Here is a 19,575-nt window from a genome sequence, read left to right on the forward strand (position 1 = left end):
GACTGCAAAACAATTTCACGCTTTTTTGTAAGATAACACCAAATCCGACGATAGTTACCCTTTTCCGCTCACATTTGGCCCATCCAAAGGCCGCATGTAAGGCAAAAGCCTGTTAAAAATGCGTAAAAACGATATGGCTTCAGAAACTTTTTGTACTTTTGTCTCGTTACAATCATTGTAGGCGGGTGGTGCAACCTTCTCCGCTCCCAATTAAAAAGAAAAAAGAACCTGTTGCGTATGCAACAATAAATAAGGTATAAGATGAAAAAGATTCTGTTCACACTGATGATGCTTGTATGCGGCATCACCTTCGCCCAAGCACAAGCCCAAATCAAGTTTGACAAGACAACCCACAATTTCGGTTCGTTCTCGGAGACCAATAATGTGCAAAAGTGCACTTTCACCTTCACCAATGCCGGCGACAAGCCGTTGGTGATCAATCAGGCTGTGGCCAGTTGCGGATGCACGGTACCTCAGTACACCAAGACCCCCGTGAAGCCCGGCGAGAAGGGAACCCTCACCGTTACCTATAACGGTCGTGGCCGTTTCCCCGGCCATTTCAAGAAAACCATCACCGTACGCACCAATGGTGATCCCGCCATGTTGCGCCTCTACATTGAGGGAACCATGACAGAGGCTGAAAAGAAATAAAGCAAAGGATACACCCCCAACAGCATATCGACTGGCGCAGGACATCCTACGCCAGTTTTTTATTGTCCTAACGGTAGGGCGAGAGCCCCCCAAACGCTATTTTTAGCGCCCATTTTACTCATATTATGGGTATATTTTCAATTTCTGATTTTTCTCAAATTCTTTTTCCGTTTTTTCCTTGGTTTGTTGAAAATTTGGTGTAACTTTGCAATAGTCGGCCGTTAGAAGGCCCCACCTTGAGATAATCTAATAACTAAAAACCATTCATAACATGCAAGAAACGGTAAAAAAAGTCTTAACAGGAGACTTTCATTGGAAGAAGGCATTGTGGTTTGCCATCACAGCCATCTTCACTGTCATCGTGTGGAACCTACCCTCCAGTTGTTTTGGAATTGAAGGTCTGACAGTTGTTCATCAGCGCGTCATTGCCATCTTCGTCATGGCAGTGTTGCTTTGGATCACTGAGGCCATTCCAGCGTGGGCCACGTCTGTGACCATCATTTTCGTGTTGCTGTTCTTCGTCAGCAACTCCTCGTTCTCGTTCATGCAGGGCACTGAGGGCCAGTATGGCCAGTTGCTCGACTCTGTGGGTATCATGGCTTGCTTTGCCGACCCCACAATCATCCTGTTCCTTGGCGGTTTCATCCTCGCCATTGCGGCCACCAAGTCGGGTCTCGACGTATGGATGGCCAAGGCCCTGATTCGTCCATTTGGCAAGCGCAGCGAGAATGTGTTGCTGGGTTTCTTGCTCATCACGGGTGTTTTCTCCATGTTCATCTCCAATACCGCCACTGCAGCCATGATGCTGACGTTCCTTACGCCGGTCTTCAAGTCGCTTCCCGCCAACGGCAAGGGCCGCATTGCCCTCACCATGGCCATTCCTATCGGCGCCAACCTTGGTGGCATGGGAACGCCTATCGGCACACCTCCTAACGCTTTCGCCTACAAGGTTCTCAACGACCCCACAGGCATGAACATGGACATCAGCTTCGGCGACTGGATGATGTTCATGGTTCCCCTGGTGCTGGTGCTCCTTGTTATCTCGTGGCTGTTGCTGAAGTGGTTCTTCCCATTCAAGCAGAAGACCATCGAGTTGGAAATCAACGGCGACATGCAGCACAACTGGCGCACGGTGGTTGTGGCCATTACATTTGCCGTGACCATTATCCTCTGGGTGTTTGGTAAGCCCATTGGCATCAACGCCAACATGGTTGCCATGCTTCCCATCGCTGTGTTCGCCTTCACGGGTGTCATCACCGCCAAAGACCTTCAGGACATCGACTGGGGCGTCATTTGGATGGTTGCCGGAGGTTTCGCCCTCGGTTTGGCCATGAACGGAACAGGCCTTGCCAAGACCGCCATGGACGCCATCCCATTTGGCGAGTGGAGCCCGATCGTCATCCTGGTTATCTCAGGCTTGGTAACATTCTTCCTCTCTAACTTCATCAGCAACACCGCCACCGCCGCCTTGATGATTCCTATCCTCGCCGTGGTTTGTGAGGGCATGGGCGACAAGCTCAACATCATCGGTGGAACCTCAACGGTTCTCATCGGCATTGCTGTGGCAGCTTCGGCCGCCATGTGCTTGCCCATCTCAACACCTCCTAACGCCATTGCCTACTCTACAGGTCTCATTGAGCAGAAGGACATGTCGAAGACGGGTCTGTCGGTGGGTATCATTACCCTCATCCTGGGCTTCTCGCTGCTCATCGTGCTGGGCAAGCAGGGTCTGTTCTAACGACATTCAGTTAACTTATGGGTGAATGCCGCCTCTGATTAGGCGTTCACCCACAAGCGCAACGATACGAACAAGCATCAAGAAGTATCGACCGAAAAACACGAAAGCCCCCATCGCCGAAATGGCGATGGGGGCTTTTCGTAAGTTCCTATGAAGGTTTATCATTACCAGATGTGTGCGCGTTGCTTCTTGGGGATAAACAACTTATCGCCCTTCTTCACGTTGAAGGCCGTGTACCATGCATCGATGTGGGGCAGAGCGGCGTTTACGCGAGCCATGTTGGGCGAGTGAACGTCGACGGTCAACAGGTATTTCACATACTCATCGGTGGCGTTCGAAGCCCAAACGCGAGCCCAAGCGAGGAAGAAGCGCTGCTCAGGCGTAAAGCCATCCTTCACACCCAGCGGCGTGTGTTTGAGCGAATTCTGCAGGGCCGTGTAGGCAATGTTCAGTCCACCGTTGTCGCCGATATTCTCTCCAAGCGTCATCTTGCCGTTCACCTTGGCGCCTGGAAGCACCTCAAACTGTGAGAAGAAGTTGGCGAGCACACTGGTACGCTGGTCGAAATTCTTCTTATCCTCAGCCGTCCACCAGTTGCGCTGGTTGCCGCTCTTGTCAAACTGAGCGCCCTGGTCGTCGAAGCCATGGCTCATCTCGTGACCAATCACGCCACCGATGGCACCATAGTTCACCGCGTCGTCGGCGTTGGGGTCGAAGAACGGCGGCTGCAAGATGGCAGCAGGGAAGCAAATCTCGTTGGTCGTGGGGTTGTAATAAGCGTTGATGGTCTGAGGAGTCATTCCCCACTCAGCCTTATCCACACGCTTGTTCACGGTGCGCGCAATGTAGTCGTCGGTCATCCAGCGACTGATGCGACTCATGTTTTCGTAGAGCGACAGGCTGTCTACCACCTGCAACCCACTGTAATCCTTCCACTTATCAGGGTATCCAATCTTAATGATAAAGTTCGACAGCTTATCCTTTGCCTGCGCCTTTGTGGTCGAGCTCATCCAAGCCAGTCCGTCGATACGCTGTCCGAGCGCCGTCTGCAAGTTGTGCACAAGCTCAAGCATGCGCTTCTTGCTCGACTCGGGGAAATACTTCTCCACATAGAGCTTGCCGATGGCCTCGCCCAGCGTGCCGCTCACCAGTCCCACGGCACGTTTCCAACGCGGACGGTCTTCCTTGACACCTGTCATGACGCTGCTCAGTTCGAACGACACCTTACGGAACTCATCGCCCAACACCGACGTAGCGCCGCCAATGACCTTGGCCTCAGCGTAACTCTTAAGATCGTCGAGCGAAGCCTCCGCCAGGATTTTCTCCACCTCATGGATAGGCTCAGGCTGTCCTACGTCCACATAGTCGAAGGCGGGGAATCCGCTGGCCAAGAACACATTGCCCCAGTCAATTCCGGGGAAGTCGTTGATGAGTTGGGCATACGTCATCTTATGGTAGTTGGCCTCAATGTCGCGCAACTTCACGCGGTCGTAGCTGGCCTTGGCGATGCGCGTCTCAATATTGATAACGGCCTGCATCTTCTTCTCGGCAGCAGCCTCGTCGTTGCCCGTCATGAGGAAGAGCTTCTTCAGATAAGCCTTGTAAGCTTCCAGGATGCGCTTGTTCTGCGCATCGTCGGAAAGATAGTAGTCGCGGGTGTCCAATCCGAGTCCGCCCTGACTCACTCCAACGATGTTCCACTCCGCATTTTTCTGGTCGGCGCCTACGCCTACGCCAAACATCATGGTACCCTCACCATTGCGGTCGAGCTGCGCCATGACCAGTTGATACTCCTTGCGGTTCTTGATGGCACCAATCTTGGCCAGCGTGGGCTTGATGGGAGCGTACCCCTCGCGGTTCATGCGTGCAGAGTCCATCATCAGGTTGTAGAGCGATCCTATCTTCTGTCCGAGCGAACCTTGCGTCTGCTGGGCCGAAGCATATTGCAAAATGATGTCCTGTATGCGTTTCTGATTGAGTTCAAAGAGATCGGTGAACGCGCCGTTGCTGGTGTGCTCAGAGTCGAGCGGGTGACTCTTCAGCCATCCTCCGGCAGCATAATGGTAGAAGTCGTTACCGGGACGAATACTGGTGTCGAGGTTCTTAGGGTCGATGCCCGACGAAGGGGCGGTCTGTGCGAAGGCGCTCGAAGCGCACAGCGCCAGGCTCATGAATAGCATTTTCTTTTTCATGATGATAAATGTTGATTTGCGATTGCAAAAATACAGTTTTTATTTCGTTTCCCCTTCATTTTGCCATAGCTAACTTCATTTATTCCGTTAGATTAAAAAATCCACCGTCATATTCCATCAAAACGAGCCTCATTTTCCTATCCAAATGATAAGGTTTCTAAGGACCGATGATTTTTTTGAGTTTTTTTTAAGTAGCCTTCCATCATCATCCGTATAACACTTAAGAAGGCTCCTCTTGCGGAACTTTCATCTGCCATTTTCCATCCATCATCCTTGTGGCAAAGCGCCATAGCTGGAGACCGGAATGCAGGCTATGTCCAAAGGACATTGGCGGATGCCTTCACAACGAACCTAACTTAACAATAATAACTAAAACAAATGGCAAACAAACAGAAATTAGCAAGGTATGCCCTAACGATGTTAGCGCTCCTTCTTTCTACAAGCATCGCCATGGCCCAACAGCATTTAAAGTTGCAATTCAACTTTGAGCATGTGTCGGGCCAAAGCGTGACTGATCCCATTTCTGGTGTCACAGCTCAACTGATGAACCAAGCCAAGGTGGTGGACTACGGAAAATACCATGTGTTGGACCTTGGCAATGGAACCGGTTATCTCGACATGACGAAAGAAGCCGGCACCATAGCCAAAAACTTAAACGATTTCACCGTATCCGTGTATTACCGTGTTGACAAAGACGCCTCTCTCTCCGGCGCCGGCTACTTTCTGTGGTGCTTCTCACAGTCGGAAGCCAATACCCAGACAGCCTCGCCCTACATGGGTTATCGCCTCAATGCCCAACGCATGGCCACCTCTACCGGTGGTTGGGGCTCGGAGGTAGGTACTCAAGTGGGCAACGCTTCCACCAAAGGTCAGTGGATTCATATGCTCTATCGCCAAACCGGGCAACAAGGCGAGTTGTTTATCAATGGAAAGAAAGCGGCCCAGGCAAGCGGCATGCCCATTCCCAGCAAGGCCTTTACGGATGTGCCAGCCTTCAACTGGATTGGCCGTCCACCATTCGCCACCGACATTTACCTGAAGCAAACCCTCGTCAGCGACTTCCGTCTCTACGACGTGGCCCTCAGCGATGAAGACGTGGCCCAACTCGCATCAGTGGCCAGCCAGATGGAGTACGACTACAAATATGGCACCAGGGGCGACTTCACCCCCTTGCGCACAGCCATCGAGGAAGGCCAATCCTTCCTGGCATCGGCTACCAACGGCTATGCTCCCGGGGCATTGGCCGAACTGCAAGACGCCATCAGTTTGGCACAGATGGAACTGAAAGCCAACCGCGCCTCGCAAGCCCTGATCAACGAATATGTTGCCAATTTGCAGTCGACACTTGCCAAGACGAAGGCCACTTTGGGCTATCAAGCCAAGAAAATGTTTACCCATACGAGCGACCACGGCTTCAAGCATCCAGGCGGCATTGTGTCGCAAGAGGATATAGACCGTGCCAAGCAACTGCTCGCCGACGGCGACACACGGTTGCAGCAGGCGTGGGAAAAGCTTTGCGCCAACGCCTATTCGCATGCCGATGTGCAAACATGGCCTACAGAGACCGTCGTTCGCGGTGGTGGCTCAGGGCAAAACTACATGAACTGTGCACGAGGAGCGGCCATGGCCTATCAGAACGCATTGAGATGGAAGATTGGCGGCACTAAGGAAAATGCCGACGCCGCTGTACGTATTCTGATGAGCTGGGCAAACGCCTGCAAGGGTGTCGGAGGCGACACCAACATGTCATTGGCCGCAGGAATCTATGGTCATGAGTTTGCCAATGCGGCCGAACTGATGCGCGATTACGAAGGTTGGTCGGCTGAAGACTTCACCAAATTCAAGCAATGGATTATCAAAGTGTTCTACAATCCTTCGATCGATTTTCTGCGCCGCCGACACGACACGTGGCTCAATGCCCGCTATTCATCGCTCGGTGAGCGCCCCGGACACTATTGGAGCAACTGGGGATTGTGCAACGCTCTATGTGTGATGAGCATCGGAATTCTCTGCGATGATGTTCACATGTATAACCAAGGAGTGAGCTTCTACAAATATGACCTCGTAGGAACATATAAGGACCGTTCGAAGGAAAGTGCCATATTGAACGACGGTTGCAATGAGTTTATTGGCAATCTTGTGCCCGTGGTGCTGCCCGACGAGCGTGGGCCACTTGGCTACTTGGGCCAAATGCAGGAAAGTGGCCGCGACCAGGGCCATGCGTTGATGGCATTGGGACTGGCCGTCGACATCTGTCAGGTAGGACTGACGCAGGGCGATGACCTCTTCGCCTATATGAACGACCGCATCGCTGCGGGAGCCGAGCATGTTGCCGCCCTCAACTTTGGTGATGTGGATGCTTCGTCCTTGCCATGGATTACCTACAACTACGCCGACTGCCGAGGCACCATGGGCGCAGGCTGGGCACAGGGAGCCCCCAACACGGGCGGCAAGGGCGAGCATCGTCCCTACTGGGATCGTCTTATCGGATACTACGAAGGCTTACGCGGCGTAACCCTGCAATATTCTGAAAAGGCCAGTGCCCAAATCTGCCCCGATGGCGGAGGCGGCAACTATAGCCAAAATTCAGGAGGCTTCGACGCTCTTGGATTCTCTACGCTGACCAGCTGGCGACCCTCGGTAACGACCGAGCAGGCCATCACACCACTGCACGGCGACATTATCTATAAAGGTGAAACGCTCAAGAACCAAACCAACCTGGGAGGCATAGGCTATAAGTATCAGGTATGCCCCTCTAAGGGTATTCCGGCCGACGGCAGCGACATCGTGCTCGTCCCGCAACTTCCAGAAGGTGCTGAAGATAGCGGTAATTGGCAGTGGAGCACAGGCGAAACCACTCGACAGATAACGGTCAAGGCCGACCATAGCTACATTTACCGCGTGGCTTACACCGCGGCCAATGGCAAGGTAAGCCAGCAAGCATTTGCCATCGCTGTAAGTGGCGATGCCGATGCCGACCCCTTGACCCCAACAATCACGGTCGATGGAATAACAGAGAACGTTTCTGAGAAGACGGTGCTGGCAGGATCGACAGTTGTTTTGTACACTGCTCCCGCCACCGGTTGGACCGACGACTACCTCTGGGACAACGGAAAGAAAGAAAGCAGCGTTGAGATCCCCTCGTTGATGAGTTCGCGCACCTACACTTGCCAATACGCCAACCAGAGTGGCGCCGTGAGCGAAAGTCATTTCGTACTGACCGTTGTGCCGGCCCGCCAGCTCATCAATGGCTCAGAAGCCACGGAGGCACAGGTGCTCAGTGGCGCATCGGTGACGTTGGCTTTGGACATTCCTGCCGCCGCCAACCCCAACGACGTAACGTGGAGCGACGGCCTTGTGGGATGCAGCCGCACATTGGACGATGTGACAAGCGATGTTTCCCTGACTGCCACCTACGGGGGTATCGACTATACATTCACGGTTCAGGTGAAAATCAAGGGCGACTACACCTATTACTCGATGCTCACTTCCGACAAGGGATATAGCTTGGTTACTTCAACGACAGAGCTCGAGCAATTGGCCAACGATCATTTCTTCGTGCTGGCCAGCGACGTAGCCGACTTGCTCATCGGTCTGAAAGACGCTCCCAACAATGGCAACAAAGCCTTGTTCTTCGAGTCGCCCACCAATCCCGTTGGCGACCTATCGAAAGTCTTCACGATAGAACTGACGGATGGATTCTGCCATTTGCGAAACATCGATTACGACGGCCTGACACTCCAAACAGAATGGAACCGCCCCGACCAGTTGCGCACCCACGACCAGCCTTATGCCTGCGAGTGGTCGCGCCTGTCGCTCGCTTTCGACAATGGAGCATGGACGGTGGAGAACGGGAAATACCCTGGCAACTGGCTGGGACTGTGGACACCAACCCATGGTTTTGTGGATGGCGAGGAGATCGCTTGCAACAAGACAGGCGGCGACATAGCCCACCTACAAATATTCGCCATCGACCGAAGCCGATTCTATGCCGATTACATCGCCCAGGCCACAGAAGACAAGCCATTCAATGTTACGCCTCTCATGGTCAATCCCGACTTTGTGGGCAATGGCTATGGATGGGACATGAGCGGAAAATGGGGCAACCAACGTTACAATGGCGCCGTGGAGGTATGGCACTCCACCAATTTCAACTTCTCGCAAACGCTTAGCGGCCTGCCCGATGGTTCATACACCGTCAGTTGCCAGTTGGTGAATGGCGAAGGCAACAACACTGGATATCTCTACGCCACATCGGCCAACGCATCGGAGAAGGCTGTGGTGGAGCAATCTTGCTCAGGCTCCAACTTCGACGCTGAGCGCAACAAAATGGCCGACAACAAGGAGTATGCCGCCTTGTCGGTTACCGTCAACGTGGTGGGCGGCAAGCTTACCTATGGCATTGCCGAGCCTTCAGAAGGATCGACATGGCTGGTTTGGGACCATTTCCAACTCATATACAATGGTCCCGTGGCAGCCGGAATCCAAGGAGTCACAGAGTTGCCAGTAGTTCAGACGGATGCTTACTACGATCTGCTCGGCCGCAAGGTCAGCCATCCCAAGCATGGCATTTACATCCATAAGGGAAAGAAGATCCTGGTAAAATAATCATTTCATAACACAATCTCTCAACCGTAAAGGGGTATGCCTATGTGCATGCCCCCTTTTTTTGATCCCAAAAGGAAAAACCATCAGGAAAGAAAGCCTATTTTGTTCGAAAAACATTACTTTTGCAATTGTATAGTCTCATCTTTTAAACCATCCATGCCCATGAAGCGATTGATTGTAATGGTTCTTACCGCATTGCTGACCCTTACGGCCTCAGCCCAGTCGAAGGTCTACCTCACGCGCCAGATCACTCCCGAAGCACTGCTGAAAATCTATAAGGCGCTGGGGGTAAAGGCCCGTGGGCGCGTGGCCGTCAAGATGTCGACGGGCGAGGGTTCGAACCCCAACTACCTCAAACCAGAACTGGTGAAAGACCTGATCTATGAGGTCGATGGCACCATCGTGGAGTGTAACACGGCCTACGGGGGCGACCCCAACGACGTGCGCAACAACTCGGAGAACCATTGGCGCGTCATCGACCGGCACGGATTCACCCGGTATTTCTCCGTCGACATCATGGACGAATACGACGAAATACGCATCCCCGTGCGCGACCATACCCATCTCAACTACGACATCGTGGGCGGACACCTCGCCAACTACGATTTCCTCATTGCCCTTAACCATTTCAAGGGCCATCCCATGGGTGGCTACGGAGGGGCGCTGAAGAACCTCTCCATAGGGTGCGCCAGCAGGAATGGCAAGGCTTACATCCACTCGGCAGGCAAGATGAACAAACTCGACGAGCGCAAATTGTGGACGCGCGAGTTTATTGGCGACCAAGATGGGTTCCTCGAGTCGATGGCCGCCGCTGCCCAAGCCGTTCACAACTACTTCGAACGGGAGAACGGCGTGATCTATATCTCGGTGATGAACAACATGTCTGTCGACTGCGACTGTGTGGACCATCCGGCGCCGGTGAAGCTCAACGATTATGGCATCTTGGCCTCCGCCGACCCCGTGGCGCTCGACCAGGCCTGCGTTGACATTGTAAACAACCTCGAGGTGACGGCCGAGAGCGATCCCACCGACCTACTGAAGCGCATCGACAAGCAGCACGGCACACACACCATCGACTGGGCTGAGAAAATCGGACTGGGCTCTAAGAAATACAAGATAATCAACATCGACAAGTAAACACCATACTACCATGCTCACATTTCCTTGTGCAAAGATTAACCTCGGACTCAACATCACCGCTGACCGACCCGATGGTTACCACGATTTGGAGACTGTTTTCTATCCCGTGCCACTCACCGACGCGCTGGAGATAAAACTGATGGATCCGCTCTTCCCACACGACTCGCCCTGCGACCTCAAGGTGACGGGCACACAGGTCGACTGCGATGAGCGCAAGAACCTTGTGGTGCGCGCCTACGAACTGTTGGCCGCCGACTTCACCCTGCCGCCCATCCACGCCCACCTGCATAAGCGCATCCCCTCGCAGGCTGGTCTTGGCGGTGGCTCGTCCGACTGCGCCTTCATGATTCGCCTGCTCGACGAGCGATTCCGCCTCAACATGGGCAATGCCGAGATGGAGCGCTACGCCGCCCAGTTGGGATCCGACTGTGCGTTCTTCATCACCGCCGAGCCGTCGTTTGCCACGGGGCGCGGTGAGGTGCTGCAGCCTGCCGACGGACCGAAAGGCAACCTCGACGGCTATTACATTGCCATCGTGAAGCCCGACGTGGCTGTTTCCACACGCGACGCCTACAGCCAGATCGTTTCCAAGAAACCCGCAAAATGCTGCCGCGACATTGTTAGGCAACCCATCGAAACGTGGCGCCACGAGCTGGTGAACGACTTTGAGGAACCTGTCTTTCGCATGCACCCAGTGCTCGGAGAGATCAAGCAGAAACTCTACGACATGGGCGCCGTGTATGCCGCCATGAGTGGATCGGGATCGGCCCTCTTCGGAATCTTCCGCGAGGAGCCAAAGGACCTGGCCACCATCTTTACCAACTGCTTCACGTTCCAAAGCGTGCTCTAAGCCCCATCGACAACTTTTTTTCGCCTCCTGCCGATGCGAAAACACCATAAAAGCCCACCTCTTGCAGCGCATAACCGCATGGGGTGGGCTTTGGTTTGCACAAAATAAATCGCAACAATCTACACATCCATCTACACTGTTCTTTTCCACGATCCGTCGGTTGGCCGCAAATACGCCATTCTCAGCGCGTTTTCATAACAGCCTTACGTTCAATACGTTACAATCATTCAACTTCATTAAGCGCGCCTCGTCTAACACTCCACACCATGAAACATGCCTAACCGCAATGCGAAACATGCCTAACCGCAGCTCGATACACGGCAAACGGTGGCTCGATACATGGTCTCTCGCAGCTCGGTTAGGCATCTTTCGCAACAACGATGCTCCGAAAATGGAATTCCAAACGCATTTGGCGACCTTCAAATGCGCAAAAATGCATGTTTCGCTCTCTATTTCGTCCGAAAATCGCGACGTACTTTTCTACCAAAACATTCAACGATTTCTGTGGGTTAGGCCTCACACATCACGCCATAACGAGCGGCAAACGCTCCATGCGTCTCCCCTACTACACCAATCAACCCCACCGAAATCGTTTCATCCTACATTTGGAGCGATTTTTTTTGAGGGGTACAAAAAGCTCATTCGGTATTTGGAGTGATGTAGGACGCACATAAGCATTTTCGCTCAGACGCGGTCGCTCGGGGCCAGAAGTATTAGAGGTGATATGCCCCTCGAATCACCCCAAATGTTGGATGACAACAAAAACTCGTTGCGCAACCCATGGGGCCTTGCAACGAGTTTCATTATTTAATCATTAGTTTTGTTGTTTCCTTCCCAACGAGTTAGCGCGCTTTCTCCAAGTCGGCCGTAGCGGTGGTGAAAGCTTTCTTCTCGAAGAAGCCATCGCCCAACTTCTCACTCATCTCAAGGGCGTTGGCCTTCATGGCCGCATAGGCCGTGGGCGTGAGGTCGGCCAGCGCTTGGTCGAGGTCGCGAATGGAGTCGACGGCTATGCCCAACTGGTTCTCGGTGATGAAGGGCGCCAGCGCAGCCTTCTTCCACACAATGACGGGAATGCCGGCACGCAGGTAGAGCGAGGTCTTGTGGGGATTGTTGATCTTGAGGTACTCGCCCCAATCGCCCGCACACTCGTCGAACGAATCGCCATCCCAAACCAGTCCGAAATCGCCCTCCACGCTGCAGATGAGCTTCTCCTCGGGCAACTTGCCCATGTAGGTCACGCCCGGCTTCTGCGCCCCTGCGTCCTCGTAGCCGGGACCAAAGAGCACAATGTTCCAGTTGTGCATCACCTCGTCGAGATGATAAATAAACTCGTTGCGCCAGCGACGCAGGTTGCTCGTGTAAACCACACGCCACGGCGTATGGGGCGCCACATACTGCTTGGGCACTGCCTCGGTGATGAAATCGAAGATCTGGAGGTTGTAAAGGCGGCCTTGGAACTGCTCGCCCTTCATATACTCGAGCATCGTGGGGTTGTGCACGATGAGCGCGTCGGTCTTGTTAAACAGGTAACGCTCGCGCTCGGCGGTAATCTTCTTGCGCCTGAACGCGTCGAGGTCGTGCACAATGGTGATAACCTTGGCACCCTTCAGATGGGCCAACGTGCATGCCAGGTGGTAAAACTTCTTCATAGGATACTGCAAGCAGAGGTTGTCGCCCCGATGAACTGACGTCAGGATACGCGCCACACCACACAACTTGATGATGAAGCGCGACACGGGATTGACGCTCTTGTGCATGGGCGTAAGGTTGTGGTAGCCCAGTTGCTTGAATACCTTGTCAACGTCGGTCTTGGCCTTGCTGACCGTGATGACCTCTATAAAATGGTTCATTTTGCTATTTGTAAGAATCCACCGTGGCCCTTCCGGCAACGGACCTCCATGGCGGAGCGTATTGGATTAAAGGTGAAACAATTTCTTAAGGATGAGCTGTCCTATCTTGCGCTCCACGCCAGCGCGCGTCGTTGGGATGCCTGTAGCGCGGGCTATCTTCTGCCGCGCCTGACTGATTCCCAGCGCACGTTTCCACGAGAACGACAGTCCGGGTATGCCTGTATTGGTTTTTCGTCTTGCCATATTTCCATAACGCTCCAACCACCTTATTATTATATGGTTATCGAAAAAATCGTTGCAAATATCCGCTTTTGCGTTTTTTCGCCCTATCAAACCGTCAAATCTTACCAAGTTTTTTGCCTATCATGAGGAAATAAAGTAAATTTGCAAATGAAATTGCAACCCGAACCTAAACCCATGACTATTGGCGTAATCATTTCCACATACAACAACCCGCAATGGTTGGAGAAGACCTTGTGGGGCTACACGGTGCAGACGCGACCGGCCGACGAGATTATCATCGCCGACGATGGCTCACGCCCCGAGACAGCCGAACTGATTAGGAGTTTCGAAAAACGGCTGCCCGTGCGCCACGTGTGGCACGAGGACAACGGCTTCCGCAAGACCATCATCCTCAACAAGGCGCTCGCCATGGCAACAGCCGACTACCTCGTGTTCACCGACCAAGACTGCGTGCCGCGCCACGACTTCCTTGCCACCCACGAGCGCATGGCCTGTAGCGGTAGGTTCCTGTCGGGCGGCTATTTCAAGTTGCCCATGGGCATCAGCAGGCTGCTCTCGCACGAGGACATACAGTCGGGGCGCGCGTTCAGCCTACAATGGCTCATGCAGCAGGGATTGAAGCTCTCGTTCAAGTGCACAAAACTTGTAGGCAACCCACTGTTCGCCTGGCTGATGAACCACATCACCCCCACCCACGCCACCTGGAACGGCATGAACAGCAGTGGCTGGCGAACCGACTTGCTGTCGGCCAACGGCTTCGATGAGCGCATGCAGTATGGCGGTGAAGACCGCGAACTGGGCGAGCGGCTCACCAATGCGGGTATTCGCGGCAAGCAGATTCGCTATAGCGCCATCGTGTTGCACCTCGACCACAATCGGCCTTACGTCAACGATGAGGCGTGGCAACTCAACAACGCCATCCGCAAAAACACAAAGAAGCTGAAGCTGACACGCACCGAGCACGGCATGACGCAACAACCCTAACCCCAATGGCCCACACGGGCCCACAACCTACTATCCTTTTAGCATCTCTACCTTATGAACAACCTTCATCCTTACACATGGCTTCACCCCAAGAGCGCACCGATGTGGCTCGTGGCGCTGCTGGTTGGTTTGCTGCCATGGTATGCCACAATGGCTCAAAACCATCTGCGTGTCAGCGAAATAGGTGGATTTCCACAAAGCGAAGCGGGCTACGCAATGGGAGTGTCGGCCTGTTTTGCTGGAACGATCGGCAACCACATCATCATGGCTGGAGGGTGCAACTTCCCAGACAACAGCGGCGTAAAACACTATTACAAGGGCATTTACGCTGCCTGTTGGCAAGCCGACACGCTACAATGGCGCTGCATCGGCACATTGCCCGAACCGGTGGCCTACGGCGCAACGGTTGACATGGGCGACAGTTTGCTGCTGATCGGTGGCAACAACCAAGAGCACAGCCTGCGCCAAGTGGTAAGCGTCAAGCTCGACCCACGGGGCAACGCCATCGTCATGCGGTTGCCCTCTCTGCCCGTAACGGTCGACAACGGGGCGGCGGCCTACGCCAAGGGACATGTGTTTGTGTTTGGAGGCAACCAAAACGGCAAACCGTCGAAAGCCCTATGGAGCCTATCTTGCTCGCGCCCCACAAGCCAATGGAAATCGCGGAAGGCCATGCCGGGAAACCCAAGGGTGCAGCCTGTATGCGTGGCACATGGGCAACGCCTTTTCGCCTGGGGCGGATTCTATGCCAAGGGAGCGAAGAGCAAGGTGGCCACAGATGGCTACGCCTACGACGTGAAGCGCAACCGTTGGGCACAATTGGCCGAACCTCGTGATGCGGCGGGCGAGTCGCTCACACTCAGCGGAGCCACAGGCGCTACCAACGGCGCGGGCCTGTTGCTGTGCCTGGGAGGTGTGAACAAGACCATTTTCGCCGATGCCATCAGTGGAAAATACCAATTAGTGGACCAGGCCGATTACCTCAAGCAACCAGTGGCGTGGTATCGCTTCAATGCCACGCCGCTCGTTTTCAACGCCAAAACGCTGCGATGGCTGAAACCCACAACGCCCGACGCCCGACTGGCAAGGGCGGGCGCTCTGCTCATTGGCATTGCAGCCAACCAATTCCTCTATATCGGAGGCGAACTGAAACCGGGTGTCAGGACTCCGCAAATCCTACGAATCGAACTCGAATAAACCAACACACCTAATACAATAACCAATTATTAACGCACTGATAAATGAACAAATCCATCCTTAGATTTGCCTTTATGCTCTTAGTAAGCTTCCTGTTCATCGTTGGCACAAAGGCACAAACGGCGGGCGCAGCCATCTCCAAGGCGAACCTGCCTACACCTGTAACGGTGTTCGAAGACCCTTACCAGGGCATACCCGTTCGCATCCCAGCCATGACCATCACACGCGACGGCGGCGTGATAGCCATGGTAGACTATCGCCACAACTTCTCCGACATCGGTTGGAACTCAGGGGGCACCTATCGACTCGACATCCTCATGCGACGCAGCGACGATGGCGGACGCACATGGAGCCCCATCAACACGGTGGTGGAGGGCCGCAAGGACTTTGGCTACGGCGACCCCAGTGTGGTGGCCGACCGCGACAGCGCAGGGCTCATCCTCATGCAGGCTGTGAGCGGCAATGTGCCTTACGTGCACGCCACGGCCAAGAATCCGCAGCATGCCATGTTCTTCCGAAGCACCGATGGCGGCAAGACGTGGGACAAGGGGCACGATGTGGCTCCAAGCATCTACAACCTCTATCGCGACGAGCAACCACTGACGCAGGAGAAGGGCTTCTTCCTCACGTCGGGAAAGATTACCCAAAGCCGCATCATCAAGAAGGACAAATATTACCGCCTCTACATTGCCCACCCTGTGCTGCACGTGGGAACATTCGTCATCTACAGCGACGACTTCGGAAAGACATGGCAGGTGCTCGGCGGTGCGGCAACCATTCCCGGTCCCGATGGCGATGAGTCGAAGGTCGAGGAGCTTCCCGACGGCAGCGTGCTGCTCAGTTGCCGCAAGTTCAGCAGCCTCGGTCGTCGCTTCAATGTGTTCGTATATAAGAATAAGAAGCGCGCTGAGGGCGCATGGTCGGAGGCCAAGGATGCCAAGGCGCTGGCCAACTGCACCCGTTGCAACGGCGATGTGGTGGTGGTGCCGGTGCGCCGCACCATCGACGGTCGCAAGACATGGCTCGCCATTCAGTCGCTTCTGCAAAGCAAAACGCGCGACCACCTGGGCTTCTACTATCGCGAAATACCACGTCGGGGGGCCGACCTCGCACCCGTTTTGGCCGACAACTGGCAGCGCGGTGTGATGATCCACGAGGGAACGGCGGCCTATTCCACCATGTCGGTGTTCGACGATGGCACCGTGGGTATCCTCTATGAGGCCGACCTCGACGCCAACAACACAGGTTACAAGATTCTCTTCTCGCGTCTCTCGGTGAGCCAGATCACAGGTGGCGTCTATGAGGCGATGCCCGCCAAGTAACGAATGGGGCAATGCCACTCGGCACAATCGCCCCAACGGGTTGTAGCCTACAACCTTCCATTAGAACCATCACCCAGCAGTCGCCCCGTTGCCTTCCTTTCACGTTCGATGGCAACAGGGTGGCTTCTCACCTCAATATCGAACTATCATTCAAAATGAAAAACCTATTGAACCATCCCATATCCACCGCCCTGCAGGCCATGATGGCCTTTGCGCTTGTGCTCACCTCACTTTCTGTAGACGCCCGACCGAAGGTGGAGAAAAAACTGAAGGTGGCGTGCGTGGGAAACAGCATCACCTACGGAACAGGCATCAAAGACCGCGAAAACGACGCGTATCCGTCGCAGTTGCAGCGTATGCTGGGCGACGCCTATGAGGTGGGAAACTTCGGGCGGCCGTCGGCCACACTGTTGGCACACGGCCACATGCCTTATTTCCAACAGGCTGAGTGGAACGCAGCGAAGGCGTTCACAGCCGATATCGCTGTGGTGCATCTCGGCATCAACGACACCGACCCACGCAACTGGCCCAATTACCGCGATGAGTTTGTAACCGATTATCTGCATCTCATCGACACCTTGCGACAAGTGAACCCACAGGTGCGCATCCTCATAGCGCGTCTCACGCCCATCCGCCACGACCACCATCGCTTCACATCGGGCACCAAACTGTGGCACGACGAGATACAAGAGGCCATTGAAACGGTGGCTCGCGTGGCAGGAGTGGAACTTATCGATTTCCATGCGCCGCTCTATCATCATCCCGACTATAGCGTGGAGGGAATCCATCCCAACCCCGCCGGAGCGCGTCTGCTGGCCCTGACGGCCTACAGTGGCATTACGGGTAACTACGGCGGCCTACGCATGTCGCCGCTCTACACCGATCACATGGTGCTCCAACGCAACCAAACACTCGACATCCACGGCACAGCCAACGCGGGATCCATCATCACCGTGACCCTCAAGGATAAGGACGCCAAGGGCACAACCGCCCTGCGCACGGCAACTGGCGTAACCGACAACCGGGGCAACTGGACCGTAAGGCTGAAGCCTCTGACCGACACAAAGGCCAAATATGTGCTTTCGGTTGACTGTAAAGACGTGAAAGCCACAAAAACCAACCGCACCAACCACGATGAGGTAAACGACAATCGTTATTGGCCAGGCGTGGCTTCGTGGTCCGACCAGGCGCATCCCACGGTCGTCAAGCGACTCACCGAGACCATCAAGCGCAAGGGAGCGCCCCTCTCAAGGCTCACTTTCAACCATGTGGCCGTAGGCGAGGTGTGGCTCTGCTCTGGCCAGTCGAACATGGGGTTCATGCTTCGCCAATCGGATACGGGCAGTAGCGACATTCCCAAAGCCGCCGACAACGACCTGCGTCTCTACAACATGCAATGGCGATGGGACACCTACGCCCAGCAATGGCCTATCGAAGTGCTCGACTCGGTGGATTGTTTGGAATATTTTAAGCCCACCTCCTGGACCCCGGCATCGCCCGAAAGCGTTGCGCAGTTCTCGGCCGTGGCTTATTATTTTGGCCGCATGCTACGCGACAGTTTGCAGGTTCCCATAGGTCTGGTGTGCAACGCCGTGGGCGGTTCGCCCATTGAGTCGTGGATCGATCGGCAGACCCTGGAAACGCGTTTCCCATCTATCTTGCAGAATTTCAGATGGAACGACTTCATCCAACCATGGGTTCGCGAACGCGCCCAGCAAAATGTCGGGGCCGACGGAAGCCGCTTGCGTCGTCACCCCTTTATGCCGGTGTATTGCTATGAGGCCGGAATCCTGCCGCTCGCGCAATATCCCATCAAGGGCGTGGTGTGGTATCAGGGCGAGAGCAATGCGCACAACTTCGAGGCGCACGAGCAACTCTTCCCCCTGCTCGTCAGCAGTTGGCGACAGTATTGGCATCAACCGAAACTGCCTTTCTACTATGTGCAACTCTCGAGTCTCAACCGGCCGTCATGGCCATGGTTCCGCGACTCGCAGCGTAAGCTCATGCGCCTGCCGCACACGGGCATGGTGGTGAGCACCGATTGTGGCGACTCGCTCGATGTGCACTACCATCACAAACAACCGGTGGGCGAGCGTTTGGCCCGCTGGGCGTTGGCCCGCAACTATGGTTTCGGCCTGACGCCATCGGGTCCGTTGGTCAATCAGGTGAGAAGCAAGGGCGACACGATCGTGGTAAGCTTCCGTTACGGACATGGGCTCACCACCTCCGACGGACGGGATCCTCGCTCATTCGAGATCGCTCACGACGATGGGATCTTCCGCCCTGCCAAGGCTGTCATCGAGGGCAACAAGGTAATGCTCACCGCTGAGGGCGTGAAGGCACCACGATACGTGCGCTACGCATGGCAGCCGTTCACACGGGCAAATCTCGTAAACAGCGACCTCCTGCCTGCATCCACCTTCCGTGCCAAGGCCAAAGCTAAGAAGCACAACAAGCATAAGGGGCAAAAACATAAGCCAAGAAGTAATCACCACAACTAAATAAATGCCATAAGCCAACGTTGTGGGCATCATAATGCCATGTCGTTCCTAACTTGCAACCAAAGGCCTTCTACCTTTCGACAACTGTCTTTCGGTAGCTTGACAATGGTCTTTCGACGGTATGAAAACAGCCATTCGGCAGTTTGGCAACGCGCCTTCTGGCATTTGCCAATTACGTTCAGCAAGTATGACAACAAAAGACGGGGCTAATGGGCGCACCCGACAAACCCTGTGGAGTGCTGTGCAGATGCTAACCCAAAAACTATGTTGCCAAACGATACATGATTGTCCAAAAG

Annotated in this window: 12 protein-coding genes; 9 read left to right on the forward strand and 3 right to left on the reverse strand. The window is 54.4% G+C overall.

Annotation, left to right across the window (positions count from 1 at the left end; genetic code table 11):
- Positions 1–261: 261 nt before the first annotated feature.
- Positions 262–651, forward strand: coding sequence for a DUF1573 domain-containing protein (locus KM934_RS06075; RefSeq protein ID WP_215759732.1), 390 nt, complete (start codon positions 262–264; stop codon positions 649–651).
- A gap of 271 nt (positions 652–922) precedes the next feature.
- The gene (locus tag KM934_RS06080) at positions 923–2,389 is read left to right on the forward strand and encodes an SLC13 family permease (RefSeq protein WP_215759733.1); all 1,467 of its coding nucleotides are present in this window, start codon (positions 923–925) and stop codon (positions 2,387–2,389) included.
- 164 nt (positions 2,390–2,553) lie between these two features.
- On the opposite strand, the gene KM934_RS06085 is transcribed toward KM934_RS06080, so the two are convergent.
- Positions 2,554–4,581, reverse strand: coding sequence for a M13 family metallopeptidase (locus tag KM934_RS06085; RefSeq protein ID WP_215759734.1), 2,028 nt, complete (start codon positions 4,579–4,581; stop codon positions 2,554–2,556).
- A gap of 378 nt (positions 4,582–4,959) precedes the next feature.
- Here KM934_RS06085 and KM934_RS06090 point away from each other — a divergent pair, with 378 nt between their 5' ends.
- The 3 genes from KM934_RS06090 (at position 4,960) to ispE (ending at position 11,179) form a co-directional block, all read left to right on the forward strand.
- Complete coding sequence (locus tag KM934_RS06090; protein WP_252344913.1) at positions 4,960–9,189, forward strand: LamG-like jellyroll fold domain-containing protein; 4,230 nt, start codon at positions 4,960–4,962, stop codon at positions 9,187–9,189.
- 162 nt (positions 9,190–9,351) lie between these two features.
- Positions 9,352–10,326: a DUF362 domain-containing protein gene (locus tag KM934_RS06095; protein ID WP_215759735.1), complete on the forward strand. Its 975-nt coding sequence runs from the start codon at positions 9,352–9,354 to the stop codon at positions 10,324–10,326.
- A gap of 13 nt (positions 10,327–10,339) precedes the next feature.
- Positions 10,340–11,179 carry a 4-(cytidine 5'-diphospho)-2-C-methyl-D-erythritol kinase gene (gene ispE / locus KM934_RS06100; protein ID WP_215759736.1) on the forward strand — a complete coding sequence of 280 codons (840 nt, stop codon included), beginning with the start codon at positions 10,340–10,342 and terminating at the stop codon, positions 11,177–11,179.
- A gap of 842 nt (positions 11,180–12,021) precedes the next feature.
- On the opposite strand, the gene KM934_RS06105 is transcribed toward ispE, so the two are convergent.
- Positions 12,022–13,032, reverse strand: coding sequence for a galactofuranosyltransferase (locus KM934_RS06105; protein ID WP_215759737.1), 1,011 nt, complete (start codon positions 13,030–13,032; stop codon positions 12,022–12,024).
- A gap of 66 nt (positions 13,033–13,098) precedes the next feature.
- A complete protein-coding gene (locus tag KM934_RS06110) occupies positions 13,099–13,275 on the reverse strand; it encodes a hypothetical protein (protein ID WP_215759738.1) in 177 nt (58 codons plus the stop codon).
- Between the two features lie 174 nt (positions 13,276–13,449).
- On the opposite strand from KM934_RS06110, the gene KM934_RS06115 reads away from it, so the two are divergent.
- The 4 genes from KM934_RS06115 (at position 13,450) to KM934_RS06130 (ending at position 19,279) form a co-directional block, all read left to right on the forward strand.
- Positions 13,450–14,259 (forward strand): glycosyltransferase family 2 protein, encoded by an 810-nt coding sequence (locus KM934_RS06115; RefSeq protein ID WP_252344914.1) that lies wholly within the window; start codon positions 13,450–13,452, stop codon positions 14,257–14,259.
- Positions 14,260–14,313: 54 nt separating this feature from the next.
- Complete coding sequence (locus KM934_RS06120) at positions 14,314–15,456, forward strand: cyclically-permuted mutarotase family protein (RefSeq protein ID WP_215759740.1); 1,143 nt, start codon at positions 14,314–14,316, stop codon at positions 15,454–15,456.
- Between the two features lie 44 nt (positions 15,457–15,500).
- Positions 15,501–16,778, forward strand: coding sequence for a sialidase family protein (locus KM934_RS06125; protein ID WP_215759741.1), 1,278 nt, complete (start codon positions 15,501–15,503; stop codon positions 16,776–16,778).
- A 200-nt stretch (positions 16,779–16,978) separates the two neighbouring features.
- Positions 16,979–19,279: a GDSL-type esterase/lipase family protein gene (locus KM934_RS06130; protein WP_252344916.1), complete on the forward strand. Its 2,301-nt coding sequence runs from the start codon at positions 16,979–16,981 to the stop codon at positions 19,277–19,279.
- Positions 19,280–19,575: the final 296 nt, after the last annotated feature.

It is taken from the genome of Hallella faecis, from assembly GCF_018789675.1.
Lineage (GTDB): Bacteria > Bacteroidota > Bacteroidia > Bacteroidales > Bacteroidaceae > Prevotella > Prevotella faecis.

Bases quoted from the DNA above. Each gene is read 5' to 3' on its own strand.
- KM934_RS06075 (WP_215759732.1), top strand. From the start codon at position 262: ATGAAAAAGATTCTGTTCACACTGATGATGCTTGTATGCGGCATCACC.
- KM934_RS06080 (WP_215759733.1), top strand. From the start codon at position 923: ATGCAAGAAACGGTAAAAAAAGTCTTAACAGGAGACTTTCATTGGAAG.
- KM934_RS06085 (WP_215759734.1), bottom strand. From the start codon at position 4,581: ATGAAAAAGAAAATGCTATTCATGAGCCTGGCGCTGTGCGCTTCGAGC.
- KM934_RS06090 (WP_252344913.1), top strand. From the start codon at position 4,960: ATGGCAAACAAACAGAAATTAGCAAGGTATGCCCTAACGATGTTAGCG.
- KM934_RS06095 (WP_215759735.1), top strand. From the start codon at position 9,352: ATGAAGCGATTGATTGTAATGGTTCTTACCGCATTGCTGACCCTTACG.
- ispE (WP_215759736.1), top strand. From the start codon at position 10,340: ATGCTCACATTTCCTTGTGCAAAGATTAACCTCGGACTCAACATCACC.
- KM934_RS06105 (WP_215759737.1), bottom strand. From the start codon at position 13,032: ATGAACCATTTTATAGAGGTCATCACGGTCAGCAAGGCCAAGACCGAC.
- KM934_RS06110 (WP_215759738.1), bottom strand. From the start codon at position 13,275: ATGGCAAGACGAAAAACCAATACAGGCATACCCGGACTGTCGTTCTCG.
- KM934_RS06115 (WP_252344914.1), top strand. From the start codon at position 13,450: ATGACTATTGGCGTAATCATTTCCACATACAACAACCCGCAATGGTTG.
- KM934_RS06120 (WP_215759740.1), top strand. From the start codon at position 14,314: ATGAACAACCTTCATCCTTACACATGGCTTCACCCCAAGAGCGCACCG.
- KM934_RS06125 (WP_215759741.1), top strand. From the start codon at position 15,501: ATGAACAAATCCATCCTTAGATTTGCCTTTATGCTCTTAGTAAGCTTC.
- KM934_RS06130 (WP_252344916.1), top strand. From the start codon at position 16,979: ATGATGGCCTTTGCGCTTGTGCTCACCTCACTTTCTGTAGACGCCCGA.